Origin of the sequence: Microvirga sp. Mcv34 (genome assembly GCF_024519725.1) — a bacterium.
Taxonomy (GTDB): Bacteria; Pseudomonadota; Alphaproteobacteria; order Rhizobiales; family Beijerinckiaceae; genus Microvirga.
In genome coordinates this window covers 1-20,112 of record NZ_JALJRK010000054.1, presented here as the reverse complement: position 1 = coordinate 20,112, position 20,112 = coordinate 1, and the positions used below count along the sequence as shown (strand labels likewise).

The following is a 20,112-nucleotide window of genomic DNA, read 5'->3' as shown; positions in this document are numbered from 1 at the left end:
TCATTGAAATAGTTCGAATAACGATCTTTTGGGGCGCCTTCAGGGCGAAAGCGCACATGTTTTTGAGGCTGAAGCAAGGCGGCCCTGAAAGCCTTACAGCATCGGGCCTAGAAGTGGATTCCACTTCTAGGATCCATCCGATGCTGCTTTTCTTAGCTGGCGCATCGTAAAGGCCGGAAAACCGGGACCACTTTTCGCTAGCGCGGCCCGCTGGGTCCGCACGATGCGCTAGGCTACCTCAAGAATACGCTCTGCGCTCTGCAGGTCGACGGAGACGAGCTGCGAGACGCCCCGTTCGGCCATGGTGACGCCGAAGAGGCGGTCCATCCGGGCCATGGTGATCGGGTTGTGGGTGATGACCACGAACCTCGTCTCGGTCTGGCGGGCCATGTCCTCCAGGAGAGCGCAGTAGCGCTCCACGTTGGCGTCGTCGAGCGGCGCGTCCACCTCGTCGAGCACGCAGATCGGCGAGGGATTCGTGAGGAACACCGCGAAGATCAGCGCGGTGGCCGTCAGGGCCTGCTCGCCGCCCGAGAGCAGGGTCATGCTCTGCGGCTTCTTGCCGGGCGGACGGGCGAGGATTTCGAGGCCCGCCTCCAGCGGGTCGTCCGAATCGACCAGGGTCAATTCCGCCGTGCCGCCGCCGAACAGGGTGGAGAAGAGCTGCTTGAAGTGGTTGTTCACCACGTCGAAGGCGGCGAGCAGGCGCTCGCGGCCCTCGCGGTTGAGGCTGCCGATGGCCTGGCGCAGGCGCTTGATGGCCTCGACGAGGTCGTCACGCTCGCCGGCGATGCCGTTGTACTTGGTCTCGAGTTCCGTCAGTTCCTCGTCGGCGCGCAGGTTCACCGCGCCGAGGCGCTCCCGGTCGTTCTTGAGAGCATGAAGCTTGGATTCGATTTCGCCGTGGGAGGGCAGCTCGAAGCCTTCCTTGAGGCCCGCGAGTTCGATCAGCCCGGCCGGTGTCGTCTCCAGGTGCTCAGCGATGTTGCGGGTGATCTCGGCCAAGCGTGCGATGGCGGCCTCGTGGCGGGCCTGCGAGCCGGCGCGCGCCTCGCGGGCGGCCGACAGGGCCTCCAGGGCCGCCCGGGCGGCCCGGTCCGATTCGGCGAGGCCCGTCTCCGCATCGGCGAGGCGGTCGGCGGCCTCCTTGCGCTTCGCCTCGGCCTCCTCGACCTCGGCCATAAGGGCGCGACGGCGCTGGAGATAGGTATCGGGGGCCTCCAGCAGGCGCTGGTGCTCGTCCTGGGCGCGCTCCAGGCGCTCGCCCAAGTCTTCGAAGGCCTTGGCCGCGCGGGCTGAGCGCTCGGTCCAGAGGCGGATATCGGCGGCGATCGAATCCTGCCGGCGGCGGCGCAGCTCCCCCTCGTGCATGAGGGACTGGAGGGCGGCGCGAGCCTCGGAGGCGGCGGCCCGGCGCTCCGCCACGCGGGTGCGTTCTTCGAGCAGGCGGCTTTCGAGATCCGGCGCGGGGGCGAGGTCCTGCAGGGCACCCTGCGCATCCTGCACACGCTCCAGGGCTTCCGCCTCGCTTTCGGACAGGCGGGCGAGGCCCTCCTGCAGGGCCGAGCGGCGCTGGCCGAGTTCGGCTTCCTTGCGTTCGGCGGCCGTGAGACGCGTCCGGGCGGCATCGAGCGCCTGCCGGGTCTGGCGCGCCGCCTCGATGGCCTGCATCTCATGGGAGGCGGCCTTGCGGACAGCCTCGAGGGCCGCTTCCGCCTCATGGCGCAGATGCTCGGCCTGCTCGCGGGCCGCAGCGGCCTCGCGCTCCAGATCGCCGAGACGGTTCTTCTCCGCCAGGCGGCGGGCGGCCGGGGAGGGCGCTTCGGCGGCGGCGGTAAAGCCGTCCCAGCGCCAGAGATCGCCCTCTTCGCTCACGAGGCGCTGGCCGGGCTTCAGAAGTCCACGCAGGCGCAGGCCGTCGGCCTTGCTCACCACGCCGATCTGGCGCAGGCGGCGCTGAAGCTGGGACGGGGCCTGGGCGAGATCCGCCAGGGATGTGACGCCTTCCGGCAGGGCGGGATCGTCCGCGCCCGCATGGGTTTCGGCCCAATGGTGCGGCGCCGTCGGGTTGATCGAGGCTTCGAGGTCGTCGCCGAGGGCGGCACCCAGGGCCGTCTCGTAACCCTTCCTGACCGTGATCTGGTCGACCGCCGGGGGCCAGAGGTCGCTGGTCGCCGAAGTGACGAGCTTGGCGAGCGTGCGGGCCTCGGTTTCCAGGCGCTGGGCCGTGCGCTCGGCCTCGTTGAGAGGCTGGCGCAGGCGGTTTTCGGCCTCGCGGGCGGCTGAGAGGGTTTCGCGCGCCTCGATCACCGCCTCTTCGGCACCCTGCGCGGTCTCCTCGGCGATCGCCGCTTCCTCGCGCAGATCGTCGAGGGAGGGGCCATCCTCCGGCGAGCCGGAGAGCGCGGCGATCTCGCGTTCCAGTCGTTCCTTCTCGGAGCGGAAGCGGGACGCGCGATCCATTTCCTCGCGCACGGCGCGTTCGAGCGCGGCGCGGCGGGCATTGAGGTCGGAGGTCTGGGCCTGAAGGGCGCTCAGGGCCGCTTCGGCTTCCGCCAACTCGGCCTCGGCCGTCTGCAGGCGCTCCTCGGCCTCGGCGCGGACATCGTCCGCTCCGTCGGTAGTGAGCGCGATCTCGTCAGCCTCGGACTGAAGCCGCTCGATGGTGGCCTGGGCATCCGTGCGCTGCGCCGCCTCGCGGGCGATGTCCCGGTTGAGGTCGCCAATATGGCGCTCGAGCTCGACCACGCGCTCCTTGGAGCGGCGCTCTTCCGATTCGAGCTCGTTGCGGGCATGGGTCAGGCGCTGCAGGGCGGCCGCGGCGGCGGCTTCGGCCTGGCGCAGGGCCGGAAGCCCGTGGGCGGCGACGGCCTGGGCGGTGGCGGCCCGGGTCTGCTCCTCGGTGGCGTCGGCGACCGCCTTGAGGTCCTCGGCGACCTGCCGTTCGGCGGTGGCGGCCTGCTCACGGGCCTCGGCGAAGCTGATGGCGTACATCAGGGCTTCGAGGCGGCGGATTTCGGCCGAGAGATTCTTGTAGCGGGACGCCTGGCGGCCCTGACGCTTCAGGCTCTCGATCTGGCTTTCCAGTTCGCGGATCACGTCCTCGACGCGGACGAGATTGTCCTCGGCGGCCTTGAGGCGCAGCTCCGCCTCGTGCCGGCGGGCATGGAGGCCGGCGATGCCGGCGGCATCCTCCAGGATGCGGCGGCGGGCCTGGGGCTTGGCGGAGATGATTTCGCTGATCTGGCCCTGACGGACGAGAGCGGGAGAGCGTGATCCGGTTGCGGCATCGGCGAACAGGATCTGCACGTCGCGGGCGCGCACTTCCTTGCCGTTGACCCGGTAGGTCGAGCCTTCCTCGCGCTCGATCTTGCGGGAAATTTCGAGGAGATCGCTGTCGTTGAAGGCGGCCGGGGCCGTGCGCTCCATATTGTCGATGGTGAGCATCACCTCGGCCCAGTTGCGGGCCGGGCGGCCGCCGGAGCCGGAGAAGATGACGTCGTCCATCCCCGTGGCGCGCATGTTCTTGTGGGAGTTCTCTCCCATGACCCAGCGCAGGGCCTCGACGAGGTTGGACTTGCCGCAGCCGTTCGGCCCGACGACGCCGGTCAGTCCTGGCTCGATCAGGAAGTCCGTCGGCTCGACGAAGGTCTTGAAGCCTGCAATGCGAAGGCGCGTCAGCTTCATGGACGCGCCTTCCCGTCCCGCCCTTCGGGAGCAGGGTAGCGGAGGTTACTCTCCGAGCATCGGCTTGATGATTTTTTCAAGCTCATCGATCGACAGGCTTCCAGGATGGCGCTGACCATTGATGAAGAAAGTAGGCGTGGAGTCCACCTTGAACTGCTCCATCGCCCGGTTCTTCACCGCGTTGACTGCGTCATATAGTTTCTGGTCCTTGAGGCAAGCATCAAATTTTTCCTGTGAAAAACCTGCCTGCTTGAGCATGGCCCGGAGAGCATCGAGGGGTTTGTCGACGAAAGCCCAGTTCTTCTGCTGGTCGAAGAGCAGGTCCGTGATCGGGTAATACTTGTCGTTGCCGTCGCAGCGGGCGAGCATGAAGCCAGCCGTCGCCAGAGGATCGAGCGGGAATTCGCGCAGGACGAAGCGGACCTTGCCGGTATCGATGTACCGCTTCTTCAGCTCGGGCCAGGTCGTGGCATGGAAATGGGCGCAGTGCGAGCAGGTCATCGAGGCGTACTCGATGATCGTCACCTTGGCGTCGGCGGGGCCGAGGGCGATGTCGCCCATAGGCCCCTGGACCGCGAGGTCCTGAACCGACACGTTCTGGGCGAGCGCCGGAAGGCTCATGCCGAAGTAAACGGTCGCGGCTGCGGTTCCGAGAAGCTGAAGCGTCTGACGCCGGGTGATCATCGTGGGGAAGCTCCTGAAGAGATTTCGTCCTGCGGTAGAATGACTTGGCCTTGGAGGCAAGCGCCCACTATCTCACGCTTTCGTGCGTGAACCGGAGCTGACGATCGCCTGGCCCAGCCGGTCGAGGGCCGCCTTCAGGGATTCCTCCTCGATCGACCCGACGGCCCTGTCCACCTTGTCCCTCTCCGCGGGGGTGAGGGGGCGGGGATCCGGGCGCTTTTTCTCAACCCGCCTCACGGGTCCTTGTTTCAGCACCAGCTTCCCGATGCAGCGCCAGCCGTAATAGGTGTTCACCCGGTCGATGACGGTTGGAGCCAGATGCTGGAGTTCCAGGGCGAAGGCGCTCTCGACCCGGATCACGAGGGTGGCCGGGTCGGGCCGCGCCTCCGGGTCGGCATGGGGGCTTTTGCGCTTCCACTCGATCTTGAGCGGCTGGGTGAAGGCGGAAAGCCGCTCTCCGACGATGTCGGGCCAGGCCATGATGATGTCGGAGGTCGCAAAGCCTTGCGCCGCCAGGCTGGGAGACAGGCAGACGTCGAGAAACTCGGCAAGGGGTCGGGCAAGAGGCCTCGGTCGTCTCATGTTGAATGTCCAAAAGCCGCGTTGGAATATTCCGTGTAGAACGCTATTCCGAATCCCATGTTAACGCCCGCCCCGAGCGCGACCAAGCCCGACCCTCAGGATCTCCTCGCCTGGTACGACCGTCACCGGCGGGACCTGCCGTGGCGCGCCAAGCCGGGCGTGACGGCGGATCCCTACCGCGTCTGGCTGTCCGAGATCATGCTGCAGCAGACGACCGTGACGGCGGTCAAACCCTATTACCTGAATTTCCTCGAGCGGTTCCCGAGCGTCGAATCGCTGGCCGAGGCGCCTTCCGAGGCGGTGATGCAGGCCTGGGCGGGGCTCGGCTACTATTCCCGCGCGCGCAACCTCCATGCCTGCGCCAAGGCCGTCGTGGAGCGGCACGGGGGGCATTTCCCGGGCACGGAGGCGGAACTCCTGAAACTCCCGGGCATCGGCGCCTATACGGCGGCGGCCGTGGCGGCCATCGCGTTCAACGAAAAGGCGGCCGCCGTGGACGGCAACGTGGAGCGGGTCATGTCCCGCATCTTCATGGTCGAGGAGCCGCTGCCCAAGGCCAAGCCCCTGATCCGGTCCCTGACCGACGCCCTGGTGCCTGAAGACCGGCCGGGCGATTTCGCGCAAGCCGTCATGGATCTGGGCGCCACCATCTGCACGCCCAAGCGTCCGGCCTGTGCGCTCTGCCCCTGGATGGTGCCCTGCCGGGCCCGGGCCGAGGGCCTGCAGGAGGCCTTCCCGAAGAAGCAGAAGAAGGAAGCCGGCCAGTTGCGCAAAGGGGCGGCGTTCGTGGTCCTGCGCGCCGACGACACGATCCTGCTCCGCACCCGTCCGCCGCAGGGACTTCTCGGCGGTATGGCCGAGCCGCCGACGAGCGCCTGGGAGCCGGATTACGAGCCTTCCCGCGCCGTGCTCGACGCTCCCATCGAAGCCCGGTGGCAACGCCTGCCGGGCACGGTGAAACACGTCTTCACCCATTTCTCGCTGGAGCTCACGGTCCTGTTCGCCAAGGTCGCCAAGGGAACGCCTGCGCCCGAGGACATGCGCTGGACGCCGCGCCTCCAACTGCACGAGGAGGCGCTGCCCGGCGCCATGAAGAAGGTGCTCGTGCACGCGTTGGGGGAGATGCCGGGCGGGAAAGGGAAAACCTCAGAGAAGGCCTGATCAGGCGCCGATGAGCGCCTTCTTGTTCTTCTTGAACAGCGCAGCCAGCGCATTCGCCACCCGGGCCACGTTGGGGCGGTTCCGGCTGCGGCGGTGCATGACCAGGAAGACGTCTTCGATCAGATCACCCTCCGGCTTCGTGATCTGGATGAGGTCGGGGTCGGAATCGCCGAGCCAGCAGGGCAGGAAGGCGGCGCCGAGGCCGGCTTTGGCCGCCTGATAGCGGATCGGCATGTCGCCGATCCTCGCGGCGATAGTGCGTCCCTGGGCGAACTCGGCCACGTAGGCAGCCTGGCGCGAGAGCGTCGGGTCTTCCGGCGGCGCGATGACCGCTGTGGGATTGTCCGTCCGGGCATACATGGCGAAGGCGATCTGTCCGACCTTCCTCGCCACCAGATCATCCGTTCCCTCCGCCAGATTGCGCATCCGCAGGCCGATATCCGCCTCGCCCGAGGCGAGATCGAGCCTGCGGCGGGTCGGGATATAGGCGATTTCCACGGGCGCGGCGGCTTCGTGCAGCTCTGCCGCGTAGAGGGACAGGAACAGCGTCACCGAGGCGGTGGCGGTGATCCGCACCGGCGCGTCGGGATCGGGCCTGTAGGCGGCGGCCATCCGGGACACGATGGTGGCCGCGTCGCCCATGGGGCTCGCCGCGTCGAGGACGGCCTGTCCGGCTTCCGTCAGCTCGAGGTTGTTCGGCCCGCGCTGGAAGAGGGTGAGGCCCAGGGTCTCCTCCAGCGCCTTGATGCGCCGCGCGATGGTCGGCTGGCTTTGGCCGAGCGCCTTCGCGGCGCTGTTCATCGATCCATGAGCCACCACGGCGAGAAAGATCCGCAGGTCGTCCCAGGACGGTTCGGCGAAGGCGGGGCGGAAGGGGTCGAGAGACGAAGAAGCCATGACAGGATGCTAAAGCGTTGGACCGGGTTCGGCATAGGGGCATGTTCCGATGGCCTGGGGACGAGCCCACCATCGCTCGAAGTCACCTTTTCCGCAGCCGCACATGCTCATGAGAGTGCCGTTCACGCGTGAAGGGGTGGGGGGACTTCACAAGCCGAGAGCTTTCGAGGAAAACCACCCAGGTTTTTCGCGTCCGGGAACGGCGACATGCATGGCATCATTCCATCCGACGGCTTCGAGTTGGCCTATGTGGTCGAGGGGCAGGGCAGACCCGCCATCGTGATCGGCAGCGCGGTCTATTACCCACGCGTCTTCTCGCAGACGTTGCGCCAATCGCTTCAGATGATTTTCGTCGACCATCGCGGCTTCGCGAAGACGGCCAAGGATCTGCAGCCCGCCGAGTACGGCCTTGACGTGGTGCTGGACGATATCGAGCTTGCGAGGCGTCATTTCGGGCACGAGAAGGTCATTGTCATTGGCCATTCCGGCCACGGCTACATGGCGCTGGAATACGCCAAGCGCTATCCCCAGCATGTCTCCGACATCGTGATGATCGGCACGGGGCCGAGCCACAGCGCAGTGCATCGTGAGGAATCGGAGCGGTACTGGCGGGAATCCGTCTGTCCCGACAGGAAGGCGAAGCTCGCGAGCGACCTCGCGCTTCTGCCCGCCGAGATCGAGGCCGCGCCGGAAAAACGCTTCATCACCTTCTGCATCCGCCTCGGTGCGAAGAGCTGGTACGACTACCAATACGATGCGGAGCCGCTCTGGGAAGGCGTCCATGTGAACATGCCCGTCTTCGATCACCTCTGGGGCGAGACCTTCCGTGATCTTGATATCAGGCAGGGACTCGAGACCATCGATATCCCGGTCTTTCTGGCTCTGGGACGCTACGATTATCTCGTTGCCCCCTATGCGACATGGGACCCGTATCGCGGAAGCTTCAAGAATTTGACCGTGCGCGTCTTCGAGAAGAGCGGACATACGCCGCAGCTCGAGGAGAGCGATCTGTTCGACGCTGAGTTGCTGGAGTGGCTCGGTGCTCATGGCAGGTCGGCGGCGGCCTGACCGGACCATTCCGGCTGCGATTGTTCACGTGCTCAAAGCGGGCCTTGGCTTGAGCTGCCGGGCGCCGCTGGCGTGAAGCATTGCCCGATCCGGGCCGCGACCTGAGCGCGCGGGTGCATCCTCCTCGCATTGCCAGGGCAGGGCACCCTCGGGAAGATACTTGCCCAACGCATCAAGGACGAGCATGGCGACAGTCACAACGGCGACGATGACGATGGCGACGGCGGAGGCCTGGCTTGCAAGGCCGGCCTCCTCGAGATTGTAGAGCACGACCCCGATGGTCTCCGTCCCGGCGGACCAGAGAAGAGCCGAAACCGTGAGTTCGCTGAAAGCGAGCAGGAATGCCATCAACCCGCCCGCGACGGCGGCGGGCAGCAGGGAGGGAAGCACGATGCCGAAGAGCCGCTGCGCCAGTCGTGCCCCGTCGATGGCCGCGGCTTCCTCCTGGGCGACGTCGATCTGCGCCATTCCCGCGAGCACCGGCTTCAACGCCACCGACAGGAAGCGGGCAAGATAGGCGAAGACGATGATCCACGGCGTCGCGTAGAGCGAGACGCGCACGAGCGGCAGCGGCTTCAGGAAGAGCAGAATGCACGCGATGGCCAGCACGATGCCGGGCAGCACGTAGGAGATCTCGATGAGCGAGACCGCGAGGATTCTCCATCGCCCCATCAAGCGGATCAATGCATAGGCGACGGGTACGATGATCAAGGCCAGGAGCAGGGCCGCTCCGCCCGCATAAAGCAGCGAGTTCGCGAAGGCGCGGATCGTGACGTCCTGGCGTGCCAGCACCTCGACGAAATTATCGAGGGTGATCGTCGTGAGCGAAAGCGGCATGCCGTAGGAGGGGACGAGGGCCGCCGCCATGAGCGACAGGATCGGCAGAAGAAGGGTCACGGCCAGGACGGCGACGACGAAGACTTCACCCGCGATCCGCGCACGACCGAGAAACCAGAACGGCTTCAGCGACGTGTCGTCCTCCAGATGGACGGCGTCCTTGCGTGTGAGAAACTGGCTGGCCGCAACGCACACGATGGCGATGGCCGCGACGAGAAGGCCGAGGGCCGATACGTCGCCGATCATGCCGGTGCCGAAACTCGACAGGCGGCGGTAGATGAGAACCGGAAGCGTCAGGTAGTTCACGGGTGCGCCGAGAAGCGCCGGGATGCCGAAATTGCCGATCCCGGCCACGAAGGCGAGCAGGGCCGCGGCGACGAGATGCGGGCGCAGCAGCGGCATCAGGTGGTCGGTGAGAATTCCGAGTGGCCGCGCGCCGTCGATGCGGGCCGCCTCGACGACGGCGAGGGGAATGCGCTTCAGTCCTGCGCTCATCACCACGTAGACGAGCGGCGCATGATGCAGGCCGAGCACCAGGATGATGCCGCCGCGCCCGAGCATCGGATTGGCGCTGCCCGCGTCGGGCGCAAGACCCAGCGCATTCAGGATCGGGGAGGCGGGGCCTGTCAGGTGCAGAAAGGCGAGCGCGATCACCTGGGGCGAGATCATCACCGACAGGACGAACAGGAACGACGCGATGCGGCGTCCGCGCAGATCGGTGATCCCGAGGACAAGCGCCATGGCCGTGCCAAGGGGCAGCGCCAGGACGGTCGACCAGAGCGCCGTGTCGAGCGTCGCGCGGGCCGCGCTCAACGCCGAGCGGCTGGAGAGCGCCGCGAACATCGCATCCGGATTGAACGAGCCGCCGGGAAGGAGTGCGGCGATCAGTAATCGCAGGGCGGGCAGGACGTCGAAGGCGAAGACGAGCAAAGCGACAAGAGCGAGAAGGCCGAAACCTCCCCGCTCCAGGAATGGCTTGGTCTGAAAGCGATCTCTCACTGGCCGAAGATGTCGGCGAAGGCCGCCTTGTTCTTGGTCTCGTCCGCAAGCGCCTTGGCGGCGTCGAAGCTCATGACCTTGATCTGCTCTCGCGCCGGATAGCCTTCGGGCAGGGCGACGGCGGGATGGGCCGCGATGTAGCCTTGCTTCAGCGCCAGTTCCTGTCCTTCCTTCGAGAGGAGGAAGTCGACGAAGGCGCGGGCGGCGTCCGGATTCTTCGTGCTCTTCAGAATGGCGACGGGCTCGGACACCGCCGAGACTCCCTCCTTCGGGAACACGAATTCGACCGGGGCGCCCTTGGCTTTCTCGCGGATCGGCATGTAGTCGACGATCACGCCGTAGAGCTTCTGGCCGCCGGCCACCTGCTTGAGCACGTCGCCGTTGCCGGCACCGGCGACGGCATCGTTGTCCTTGAGCGCCTCGTAGTATTTCCAGCCGCCTTCCATGGTGCCTGTGAGCGTCGCGGCGTGGATGAGGGCTGCGCCCGAGGTGAGCGGGCTCGGCATCACGAGCTGCCCCTTGACCTCGGGCCGCGTGAGATCCTGCCAGGAAGACGGCTTGAAGGTCGCCTTCGTGTTGTAGGCGATGCCCGTGGTGATCAGCTTGGTGGCGAACCAGAATTTTTGGCTGTCGTGCGTGCCCGCCGGGTAAGCGGAGACGTCGGCCTTCTCGTGCGCCAGAAGCCGGCCTTCCTTCTTCAGGCCCTCCATGGTGACGCTGTCGGCGATCAGCAGCACGTCGGCCTGGGGTTGCCCGGCCTCGAACTCGGCGCTCAGCTTGGCGAGAATCTTCGGCGTTCCGTCGCGCACGAAGGTGACATTGACGCCGGGATTCCTGGCCTTGAAGGCATCGATGGTCTGCTGCGCGTCGGTGTTGGGCTGGCTCGTATACAGAACGAGGTTGCCGGAGAGCCCTTGAGCCTGCGCGATGGCGGGCACAAGAAAGGCGAGCAGAGGCAGGAGACGCTTGAAGGACACGGGGCAGTTCCTCTCTTTCAGTAAGGCTTTCCCCGCGCTAGCGGCCTTGGATGACGCCTCTATGACGATAGGTTAGTGCGCTAAAGGAAAAGGGCCAGCTTTCGGCTGGCCCTCTCGGAAAATCCAATTCGAAGAAAAGGTCAAGCGGCCATTTCGGCGCGCACCTTCGCCCGGAACTCGTCGATGGAGACGAGCTTACCGTCACGCTCCACATTCCAGAAGGTCCAGCCGTTGCAGGAGGGGAACCCTTGCGTCAGGGCGCCGATCTTGTGGATCGAGCCCACGATGGCGCCGAGAGCGAGCGTGCCGTCGGCACGCACCACCGCCTTGTGGCGGCGGCGCTCGTCCACCAGCGTCTCCCCCGCCTTCACGAGGCCGGCCTCGATGAGCGACAGGAACGGCACGCGCACTTCCGTGCGCTTCTCCGGAGCTGCCGCGACCGACACGTCGGAGAGCGGCTCGACCGAGTCGATCCGTGCCCGCGCCGCCTTGGCATAGGTCGAATCCCGCTCCAGTCCGATGAAGTTGCGGCCCAGCAGCTTGGCGACGGCTCCCGTCGTGCCGGAACCGAAGAAGGGATCGAGCACCACGTCGCCCGGATTGGACGAGGCGAGCAGGATGCGTGCGAGCAGGGCCTCGGGCTTCTGCGTCGGATGGACCTTGCGCCCCTGTGCATCCTTCAGGCGCTCGTCGCCGGTGCAGATCGGCAGGAACCAGTCCGAGCGCATCTGCACGTCTTCATTGCCGGCCTTGAGCGCGTCGTAATGGAAGGTGTAGCCCTTCGATTCCGCGCTTTTCGAGGCCCAGATCATGGTCTCGTGCGCGTTGGTGAAGCGGCGGCCCTTGAAGTTCGGCATCGGATTGGCCTTGCGCCAGACGATGTCGTTGAGGATCCAGAAATCGAGATCCTGCAGGGCGGCGCCCACGCGGAAGATGTTGTGATAGGAGCCGATGACCCAGAGCGTCGCGTTCTTCTTCATCACACGGCGCACGGCGAGAAGCCACGCGCGGGTGAACGCGTCGTAATCGGCAAAGCTCGCGAACTTGTCCCAGTCGTCGTCGACCGCGTCGACGAGGCTCTGGTCCGGGCGCGTCAGCGCCTGTTCGAGCTGGAGATTGTAAGGCGGATCCGCGAAGACCACGTCCACGCTCTCAGGAGGAAGCTTCTCGAGATTGGCGATGCAGTCGCCGAGAAGAATCTCATTGAGAGGAAGAGACGGCGGCAGAACGGAGAGGGGCGGTTTACGCCCCGTCCGAGGAGCCGGCGCAGACCGCCCGGTACGCGAGACACTGATCCGGGAGGCGGCGCCGGCAGCCCCGGTACGCAAGGTACCCATGGGTGATCACCGGTTACGCAACTGACACTCAGGATCATGATCGGATAGGGTAAAGAGGAGGTTTCCAAATGCGAGAAAGTCCAAATATTTTGGATCGGCAAAACTTGCCTACGCATTGAAAATATTGGATTTTTTCGTTAATCAGCGTTAAGGGAGGTTACAGGTCCAGTAACCCTTGGCGCAGGGGCGAGAAACTCAGGCGGTGGAACGGGCAGGGACCCTCGCTGGCGATCACGGTAAGATGCGCCTTCGTGCTGTAGCCCGCGTTCGAGGCAAAACCATAGGCGGGGTAAGCGTTCCCGAGCCGCGCCATCATGCGATCGCGAACCACCTTCGCCACGATGGACGCCGCCGCGATCGACGCGATGGACGAATCACCCTTGATGACCGCCTCCGTCGCACAGGGCAGGGCGGGTGGATCGTTGCCGTCCACGAAGGCCATGTCGGGCGTGCAGGGCAGGGCGGCGAGCGCCCGGCACATGGCAAGCAGGGAGGCCTGCCGGATGTTGATAGTGTCGATCTCCTGATGCGACACCGACGCGATGCCCACATGGGAGGTCGCGAGGATTTCCGTGAACAGCGCCTCGCGCCTGGCCGCCGTCAGGGCCTTCGAATCGGCCAGGCCCTTCGGCACGTTGTCGAGATCGAGCACGACCGCCGCCGACACCACCGGCCCGGCCAGCGGCCCGCGCCCGACCTCGTCGAGGCCCGCGATGCAGGTGAAGCCCTGCGCCCGGGCGGAAAGCTCGCGGTCGAGGCCGAGGCCGGGTTTCTGCTTCAGGCGAATCGCATCTGTCATGCGCGGGATGAAAGCGGGAACGCCGGTCGCTGTCATCCCCGCCGAGTGTCGCGAGAGGTGCAGGAGCCAATGTCATCCCAGACGGCGTAGCCGACTAGGGATCGCGGGGCCGGAGTGACGCTCCGTCCGGGATGACATGCGAGATAAAGCCTCAAAACAAGCTCAACTGTCCCGTCTCCTTCGGCGGCACCTGGAACAGGTCCTTGCGCAATCTCAGATTCCGCTTGTTCAGCCCGAGCCGCTCGGCCGTCGTCTCGAAGCGGCGACCGAGCATCCAGGCATAGGGGCCGATGCCGGATTGGCGGGTGCTCCACTCGGCATCGTAATCCTTGCCGCCGCGCGCCTCCTGCAGGAGGGTGAAGACGTGCTTGAGCTTGTCCGGATAATGCTCGGCGAGCCAGTCGCGCATCAGGTTCTTGAGGTCGTGAGGCAGGCGCAGGAGCACGTAGCCCGCCTCCTGGGCGCCGGCCTCGGCGCAGGCCTTCAGGATCGCCTCGATCTCATGGTCGTTGATCGCCGGGATGATGGGAGCGACGAGGACCGACACGGGGATGCCGGCCTCGGACAGACTCCTGATCGTCTCCAGGCGCTTCGCCGGCGCGGCGGCGCGGGGCTCCATCCGCCGGGCGAGCTTCGGGTCGAGGGTCGTGACCGAGATCGCCACCTTGGCGAGCTGCCGCTCGGCCATGTGGCTTAGGATGTCGATGTCGCGGGTGACGAGGGTCGATTTCGTCACGATGCCGACGGGATGGTTCATTCGGTCGAGCACTTCCAGGATGGACCGGGTGATGCGGAAGCGACGCTCCACCGGCTGGTAGGGGTCGGTGTTGGAGCCGAGCGCGATCGTCGTCGGCTGATAGTTCGAGGCCCGCAGCTCCTTCTCAAGCAGTTCCGCCGCATTGGGCTTGGCGAAGATCTTGGTCTCGAAATCGAGCCCGGAGGACAGGCCCTGAAAGGCGTGGGTCGGCCTCGCGAAGCAGTATGAGCAGCCGTGCTCGCAGCCGCGATAGGGGTTGATCGACTTCTCGAAGAGGATGTCGGGCGAGTCGTTCCGGGTGATGATCGTGCGCGGCTTCTCGACGATGACCTCGGTCGGCAGGGTGGGAAGCTCTTCCGCGAGATCCCAGCCGTCGTCGAAGCTCTCCCGCTGCGCCGGCTCGAAACGCCCCGACGGGTTCGCTGAGGCGCCCCGGCCCCGGCGGCGCTCCACCTCGACCCTGTAGGCCGGATCATCCATGCGCCGACGCGCAGCCTCGGCGGCTTCCAGGGGCGTGCGCTTCACGGGCCGGGTGCGGAACGGATCGCGGGCGGGATCTTTGGCGGGAACGTTCATGGCGGCCTCGAACGAATCTGTGTCTGAGGCCGCCAACTTAAGAACAAAACAGGAACAAAATCAAGAGCGCAAAGTCGAGAATGTCCTAGCGACGCCCGGGATTGGAGCGGCTATGATGTTCATATGATTACTATTCTCGTTCGCGTATCCCACGGGCCCGAGGCCCTTGCCGCCACCTTAAGCGCCCTCGTTCCGGCCGTTGCCGCCGGGTTGATCGGCGATGCTGTCATCCTGGCCGACGGGGAGGATGAAATCCTGGCGAAGGTGGCCGATGCCGCGGGGGCGACCCTGGTGGTCGCCCAGCGGGGGTCCTGGATCGAAGGAGTGAAGGTGGCCCGGCGCGACTGGCTGCTGTGCCTCGACGACGGCGACATTCCGCAGGAGGGCTGGATCCGGGTGCTCGACCGGTTCGTGGCGCTCTCCAGGCCTGAGCAGGGGCTTGCCAGAATGCGGCGTCGGCGCGGCGGCGTGGCGAGTGCTCTCACCAATCTGTTCGCGGATTCAAAGGTGCGCGCCGGCGATCTGGTTCACCGCCGGGTGCTGTTGAAAGAGGTAAGGGCCCGCATGCCCGTTCGACTCTCCGCCACCATCGAGCGCGACCCGGTCTTCGGGTAATCACCCTCTCAGCTTTCCCCGCTTCAGGTGCTCGTCGAGGCGCGGCATGATCTCGACGAAGTTGCAGGGTCTGTACCGGTAGTCGAGCTGGTTCGCCAGAATGCCGTCCCAGGCGTCCTTGCAGGCGCCGGGGGAGCCCGGCAGCACGAAGACGAAGGTCGTGCCGGCGACCCCAGCCGTCGCCCGCGACTGGATCGTCGAGGTGCCGATCTTGTCGTAGGAGATGCGGTGAAAGACGGCGGAGAACCCCTCCATCCGCTTGTCGAACAGGGGCTCGATGGCCTCCGGCGTCACGTCACGGCCGGTGAAGCCCGTACCGCCCGTGGTGATGACCACGTCGATGGTGGAATCGGCGATCCAGCCCTGAACCTTGCCGCGGATCGCCTCGACGTCGTCGGTCACGATGGCCCTGTCGGCCAGGCGATGCCCGGCCGCGGTCAGGCGCTCAGCCAGCGTCGTGCCCGACCTGTCCTCATCGAGCGAGCGCGTGTCGGATACCGTGAGCACCGCGATGGACAAGGGAATGAAGGGGAGCCTGTCGTCGATGCCGGGCATGGGTCTCAGCCTGCATAAAAACATTCATCTCATTCGTCATACCCGGCCTTGTACCGGGTATCCACGTCTTTCAGCCGATTAAAACGTGGATGGCCGGGACGAGCCCGGCCATGACGAAAAGGTGCGAAAGGTTAGAGCTTCGCCGCCCGGAAGGTATCGCAGGCCTGGACCTGCCCGCTCTTCAAGCCGGTCGTGAGCCAGCGCATGCGCTGCTCGGAGGAACCGTGGGTGAAGCTGTCGGGGACCACGCGGCCTTGGGTCTGCTTCTGCAGCCGGTCGTCGCCGATGGCCTCGGCCGCGCGGATCGCTTCCTCGATGTCACCCTGTTCCAGCGATTGCCAGCGCTGATTGGAATGGTGCGCCCAGACGCCGGCGAGGCAATCGGCCATCAGCTCGACGCGAACGGAAAGCTGGTTGCCCTCGGCTCGCCCGACCTGCTGCTGCCGCTCCTGGACGCGCGGCAGGATGCCGAGCTGGTTTTCCACGTGGTGGCCGACCTCATGGGCCAGCACGTAGGCATAGGCGAAGTCGCCGCCGGCGCGGAAGCGCTGCTGCATTTCCTGGAAGAAGGAGAGGTCGATGTAGACGGTCTGGTCGAGCGGGCAGTAGAACGGCCCCATGGCCGATTGCGCGCCGCCGCAGCCGGACCGGGTCGCATCCGAGAAGAGCACGAGCTTCGGCGCCTGGTATTGCCGGTTGGCCTGCTGGGGCAGAACCTCCTTCCAGACGTCTTCCGTGTTGCCCAGGATGGCGGCGGCGAAGCGGCCGGCCTCGTCCTGCGGCGTGCCCTGGCGTCCCTGCTGTTGCTGCTGATAGCCGGAACCGCCGCCCGTCATCATCTCGGCGCCGCCGATCAGGATGCGCGGGTCGATGCCGAGCGCCCAGCCGACGAGGCCCAGGATCACGATGGTTCCGATGCCGAGACCACCCGCGCCGCCCATGCCCATGCCGCGACGGTCTTCCACATTGGACGAGGTTCGAAAATCTTCCCAGCGCATGATCCACCTTCAAGGCAGCGGCATCCTCGCCGCAGATGCTTAAGGCTTAAGCATATAAAGCGGTTCCGAGCCGGTCCGCGAGAGCCTTCACTCCCGACCGTCGAGAGCCCGACGCAACGCCTGGAAATCCCGCCAGCCGAGCCGCTTCTGCAGGGGCTGGCGCAGCAGATAGGCCGGATGCAAGGTCGGCAACGCCTTCATCTCCCGCCCATCCTCGGTCTTGTAACTATACCAGCGGCCGCGCGTGCGCAGAATACCGTCCTTGAGGCCGAGCAGGTTCTGGGCGGCGGGGCCGCCGAGACAGAGCAGGATCTCAGGGGACGCCAGCTCGATCTGCCGCGCGATGAACGGCTTGCAGATGGCGATTTCCTGCGGGGTCGGCGTGCGGTTGCCCGGCGGGCGCCAGGGCACGATGTTGGCCACATAGACCTGGGTGCGGTCGAGCCCGATGGTGGCAAGCATGCGGTCGAGCAACTGGCCGGAGCGGCCCATGAACGGCTTGCCGATCCGGTCCTCGTCCGCGCCGGGCGCTTCGCCCACCAGCATGACGCGGCCTTCCGGATTGCCGTCAGCGAAGGCGAGGTTCTTAGCCGAGAACTTCAGGGCGCAGCCGTCGAAGCCCGCGAGAATGGCCTCGAGTTCCTCCAGGGATTGCGCATGGCGGGCCTGCTCCCGAGCCATGATCGCCACCTCTTCCGGAGCGCTCGCGGCCGCCTTCGGCAGGGCGCGGGGGGAGGGGGCGGAAGGAGCCGCAGACGCCTTGGGGGCGGAGCCCGCAGCCGGCGCCCTGGCCGGAGAGCGCTCGGCCTTGGGCTCGGCAAAGCGGTTGTGCGGAGTCTCGTCGAGCGCGAGGTCCACGCCCGCCTCGACATGGAAGTCGAGGAGCGCCTGGAGAGCGTCGCGGTCGGAAGGGAGATCCTGCATGGGGTCTATGTAAGCATTCCGGGCCGGGGGAACAACTCGCGCCCGCAAAGAACCGAGGGGTTTACCCCTCCGACATCAGGTCGAACAGGGTCGGGCTCTCGTCGCGCCGGGCCCCCTCGATGGCAAGGAGACGGCGTTTGGTCGTGGCGCCGCCATTCGCCGAGAAGCCGCCCGGCCTGCCGTTCGCAGCGACGACCCGATGGCAGGGCACGATCACCGCGAAGGGATTGCGTCCAAGCGCCTGGCCGATTGCCCTGGCGTTGTTGATGCCGAGCCGGGAGGCGACCTCGCCATAGGTCAGGACACGGCCGGGAGGGATACCGCGGGCGATCTCATAGACGCGACGGTCGAAGTCCGGAACATCATCCATGTTCAGGGCAACACCCGTCAGATCGCGCGCCTCGCCCTGCAATAGAGCGGCCACGTCCGTGATGGTGCCTTGGACGTGTTGTGGCGGCGAAACCTCGACGATCCCGGGAAACCGCTTCGCCAGCCGGCCGCGGGTCGCGGAGACGTCGCCTTCGGGAAGCTGAAAGCCGATCACGCCGCGCCCGTTCCAGGCAAGGCCGCAGGGGCCTATCGAGGTTTCGAACAGCGTGTAGAACGCCGGGGACTCGGACGGATGTTTCCGCATGCCCCTTTGTAGACCTCCGGTCCCGGCCGAACAACCCGCACCGGCCTTCGCCGTTGCCCGTGAGCAGGCGGCCTTCATCGGGTTTCGGCATGACCTTATGCGGAATGAGAACTTTCAGCTTCGCAGCAATGAAGCTAGGAGAATGACTTGAGAAATCGAGAAGATGGTTCATATGTAAACCATATGCCATTTTCGAACGCTGCTGCCGCGTATCAGGAGGAAACCATGTCCGATCTGCCCGCCCGTGAATCGATGGAGTTTGACGTCGTTGTGGTGGGGGCGGGTCCGGCGGGTCTGGCCACGGCGATCCGGCTCAAGCAGCAGGCGCTGGAGCAGGGCACGGATCTCTCCGTCGTCGTGGTCGAGAAGGGCTCCGAGGTCGGCGCCCACATCCTGTCCGGAGCCGTGATCGACCCCATCGGCCTCGACGCCCTCCTGCCGGACTGGCGCCAGGATCCGGACCGGCCGCTCAAGACGGAGGTGACGGCGGACGAGTTCATGTATCTCGGCCATGCGGGAGGCGTGACGCTGCCCAACGTGTTCATGCCCAAGCTCATGAGCAACCACGGCAACTTCGTCGGCTCGCTCGGCAATGTCGCCCGCTATCTCGGCCGCAAGGCGGAGGAACTCGGCGTCGAGATCTATCCCGGCTTCCCAGCCTCCGAGGTTCTGGTCGAGAATGGCACGGTGGTGGGCGTCGCCACCGGCGATATGGGCATCAGCCGCAACGGCGAGCCCAACGCCAACTTCACCCGCGGCATGGAGCTGCGCGCCAAGTATACGATCTTCGGCGAGGGCGCGCGCGGCTCGCTCACCAAGCAGATGGTCGAGCGCTTCGGCCTGAATGCGGGCCGCGATCACCAGAAATACGGCATCGGCATCAAGGAGCTGTGGCAGGTGCAGCCGGACAAGTTCCAGGCCGGCCTCGTGCGCCATTCCATGGGCTGGCCGTTGCCGAACAATGCGGGCGGCGGCTCCTGGCTGTACCATTTCGACGACAACTTGGTGTCGGTCGGCTTCGTGGTCCACCTCAACTACAAGAACCCGACCCTGTCGCCGTTCGAGGAGTTCCAGCGCTTCAAGACGCACCCGATGGTGCGCGACGTGTTCGAGGGCGCCAAGCGCATCGGCTACGGGGCCCGCGCCATCATGGAGGGCGGCTGGCAGTCGGTGCCGCGGCTGAGCTTCCCCGGCGGCTGCCTGGTCGGCGACTCGGCCGGCTTCGTCAACGTGCCGCGCATCAAGGGCAGCCACAACGCCATCCTGTCGGGCATGCTCTGCGCCGATCATGTCTTCGCCGCCCTGCAGGCGGGCCGGTCTCACGACGAGGTCGCCACGTACGAGGAGGCCTGGCGCGCCTCGCCGATCGGGTACGATCTCAAGCGGGTGCGCAACGTCAAGCCGCTGTGGTCGCGGTACGGCACGGCGGCCGGGGTGGCGCTGGGCGGGCTCGACATGTGGCTGACCGAGCTGTTCGGCTGGTCGCCCTTCGGCACGATGAAGCATGGCAAGCCGGATCACGAATGCCTGCTGCCGCTCGATCAGGTCAAGCCGATCACGTATGACAAGCCGGACGGGGTGCTGACCTTCGACAAGCTGTCCTCGGTGTTTTTGTCGAACACCAACCACGAGGAGGACCAGCCGGTGCACCTCAAGGTCAAGGACATGGGGCTGCAGAAGGCGTCCGAGCACGACGTCTATGGCGGTCCCTCGCAGCGCTACTGCCCGGCTGGGGTGTACGAGTGGGTCGAGGGCGAGGGTGGTGCGCGCTACCAGATCAACGCGCAGAACTGCGTCCACTGCAAAACCTGCGACATCAAGGACCCGAACCAGAACATCACCTGGGTCACCCCCGAAGGCGGTGGCGGACCCAACTACGTCAATATGTGACGTGGTCTTCGAGCTCCCTTTCCCTCCGCTGAGGCTTCGGCCGGGAGCAACACCCTCCGTCGTCATGGCCGGACTTGATCCGGGGACCGGTCGTGACCGCCCACGTCTCTCCTCCCCAACCCTCCACCTCATCCT

17 protein-coding genes are annotated in these 20,112 nt (G+C 66.1%); 4 read left to right on the top strand and 13 right to left on the bottom strand.

Features of this window, described 5'->3' with window-relative positions:
* Window positions 1–228: 228 nt before the first annotated feature.
* The 3 genes from smc to OC446_RS21910 all read right to left on the bottom strand — a co-directional run bounded on the left by smc (window position 229) and on the right by OC446_RS21910 (window position 4,953).
* Window positions 229–3,687 carry a chromosome segregation protein SMC gene (gene smc, locus OC446_RS21920; RefSeq protein WP_262031138.1) on the bottom strand — a complete coding sequence of 1,153 codons (3,459 nt, stop codon included), beginning with the start codon at window positions 3,685–3,687 and terminating at the stop codon, window positions 229–231.
* A 45-nt stretch (window positions 3,688–3,732) separates the two neighbouring features.
* A complete protein-coding gene (locus tag OC446_RS21915) occupies window positions 3,733–4,371 on the bottom strand; it encodes a DsbA family protein (RefSeq protein WP_262031137.1) in 639 nt (212 codons plus the stop codon).
* A gap of 72 nt (window positions 4,372–4,443) precedes the next feature.
* Window positions 4,444–4,953: a DUF721 domain-containing protein gene (locus tag OC446_RS21910; RefSeq protein ID WP_262031136.1), complete on the bottom strand. Its 510-nt coding sequence runs from the start codon at window positions 4,951–4,953 to the stop codon at window positions 4,444–4,446.
* Between the two features lie 57 nt (window positions 4,954–5,010).
* Here OC446_RS21910 and mutY point away from each other — a divergent pair, with 57 nt between their 5' ends.
* The gene (gene mutY / locus OC446_RS21905) at window positions 5,011–6,114 is read left to right on the top strand and encodes an A/G-specific adenine glycosylase (RefSeq protein ID WP_262031135.1); all 1,104 of its coding nucleotides are present in this window, start codon (window positions 5,011–5,013) and stop codon (window positions 6,112–6,114) included.
* Here the strand turns inward: mutY and OC446_RS21900 are convergent, their stop codons facing one another.
* Window positions 6,115–7,011, bottom strand: coding sequence for a LysR family transcriptional regulator (locus tag OC446_RS21900; protein ID WP_262031134.1), 897 nt, complete (start codon window positions 7,009–7,011; stop codon window positions 6,115–6,117). It lies immediately after the preceding gene.
* 207 nt (window positions 7,012–7,218) lie between these two features.
* Between OC446_RS21900 and OC446_RS21895 the strand changes: the two genes are divergently transcribed.
* Window positions 7,219–8,079, top strand: coding sequence for an alpha/beta fold hydrolase (locus tag OC446_RS21895; RefSeq protein WP_262031133.1), 861 nt, complete (start codon window positions 7,219–7,221; stop codon window positions 8,077–8,079).
* 24 nt (window positions 8,080–8,103) lie between these two features.
* On the opposite strand, the gene OC446_RS21890 is transcribed toward OC446_RS21895, so the two are convergent.
* The 5 genes from OC446_RS21890 to OC446_RS21870 form a co-directional block, all read right to left on the bottom strand.
* Window positions 8,104–9,915, bottom strand: coding sequence for an ABC transporter permease (locus OC446_RS21890; RefSeq protein ID WP_262031132.1), 1,812 nt, complete (start codon window positions 9,913–9,915; stop codon window positions 8,104–8,106).
* Window positions 9,912–10,892: an ABC transporter substrate-binding protein gene (locus tag OC446_RS21885; protein WP_410055112.1), complete on the bottom strand. Its 981-nt coding sequence runs from the start codon at window positions 10,890–10,892 to the stop codon at window positions 9,912–9,914. The genes OC446_RS21890 and OC446_RS21885 overlap by 4 nt, the downstream gene beginning before the upstream one ends.
* Before the next feature lie 140 nt (window positions 10,893–11,032).
* Window positions 11,033–12,229, bottom strand: a complete 1,197-nt coding sequence (locus OC446_RS21880) for a site-specific DNA-methyltransferase (protein ID WP_262031131.1) — start codon at window positions 12,227–12,229, stop codon at window positions 11,033–11,035.
* Between the two features lie 157 nt (window positions 12,230–12,386).
* On the bottom strand, window positions 12,387–13,028 hold the full coding sequence (locus OC446_RS21875; RefSeq protein WP_262031130.1) for a ribonuclease HII: 642 nt from the start codon (window positions 13,026–13,028) through the stop codon (window positions 12,387–12,389).
* Between the two features lie 151 nt (window positions 13,029–13,179).
* Complete coding sequence (locus OC446_RS21870) at window positions 13,180–14,361, bottom strand: PA0069 family radical SAM protein (protein ID WP_410055111.1); 1,182 nt, start codon at window positions 14,359–14,361, stop codon at window positions 13,180–13,182.
* A gap of 123 nt (window positions 14,362–14,484) precedes the next feature.
* Between OC446_RS21870 and OC446_RS21865 the strand changes: the two genes are divergently transcribed.
* Window positions 14,485–14,976 (top strand): hypothetical protein, encoded by a 492-nt coding sequence (locus OC446_RS21865; RefSeq protein ID WP_262031129.1) that lies wholly within the window; start codon window positions 14,485–14,487, stop codon window positions 14,974–14,976.
* Here the strand turns inward: OC446_RS21865 and moaB are convergent, their stop codons facing one another.
* The 4 genes from moaB to OC446_RS21845 all read right to left on the bottom strand — a co-directional run bounded on the left by moaB (window position 14,977) and on the right by OC446_RS21845 (window position 18,087).
* On the bottom strand, window positions 14,977–15,531 hold the full coding sequence (gene moaB / locus OC446_RS21860; RefSeq protein WP_262031128.1) for a molybdenum cofactor biosynthesis protein B: 555 nt from the start codon (window positions 15,529–15,531) through the stop codon (window positions 14,977–14,979).
* Between the two features lie 131 nt (window positions 15,532–15,662).
* A complete protein-coding gene (locus OC446_RS21855) occupies window positions 15,663–16,529 on the bottom strand; it encodes a neutral zinc metallopeptidase (protein WP_262031127.1) in 867 nt (288 codons plus the stop codon).
* A gap of 87 nt (window positions 16,530–16,616) precedes the next feature.
* Window positions 16,617–17,453, bottom strand: coding sequence for a uracil-DNA glycosylase family protein (locus OC446_RS21850; RefSeq protein WP_262031126.1), 837 nt, complete (start codon window positions 17,451–17,453; stop codon window positions 16,617–16,619).
* 61 nt (window positions 17,454–17,514) lie between these two features.
* Entirely contained in the window at window positions 17,515–18,087 is a 573-nt protein-coding gene (locus tag OC446_RS21845) for a methylated-DNA--[protein]-cysteine S-methyltransferase (RefSeq protein WP_262031125.1), read from the bottom strand.
* 225 nt (window positions 18,088–18,312) lie between these two features.
* On the opposite strand from OC446_RS21845, the gene OC446_RS21840 reads away from it, so the two are divergent.
* Window positions 18,313–19,977 carry an electron transfer flavoprotein-ubiquinone oxidoreductase gene (locus OC446_RS21840; RefSeq protein WP_262031124.1) on the top strand — a complete coding sequence of 555 codons (1,665 nt, stop codon included), beginning with the start codon at window positions 18,313–18,315 and terminating at the stop codon, window positions 19,975–19,977.
* Window positions 19,978–20,112 lie beyond the last annotated feature (135 nt).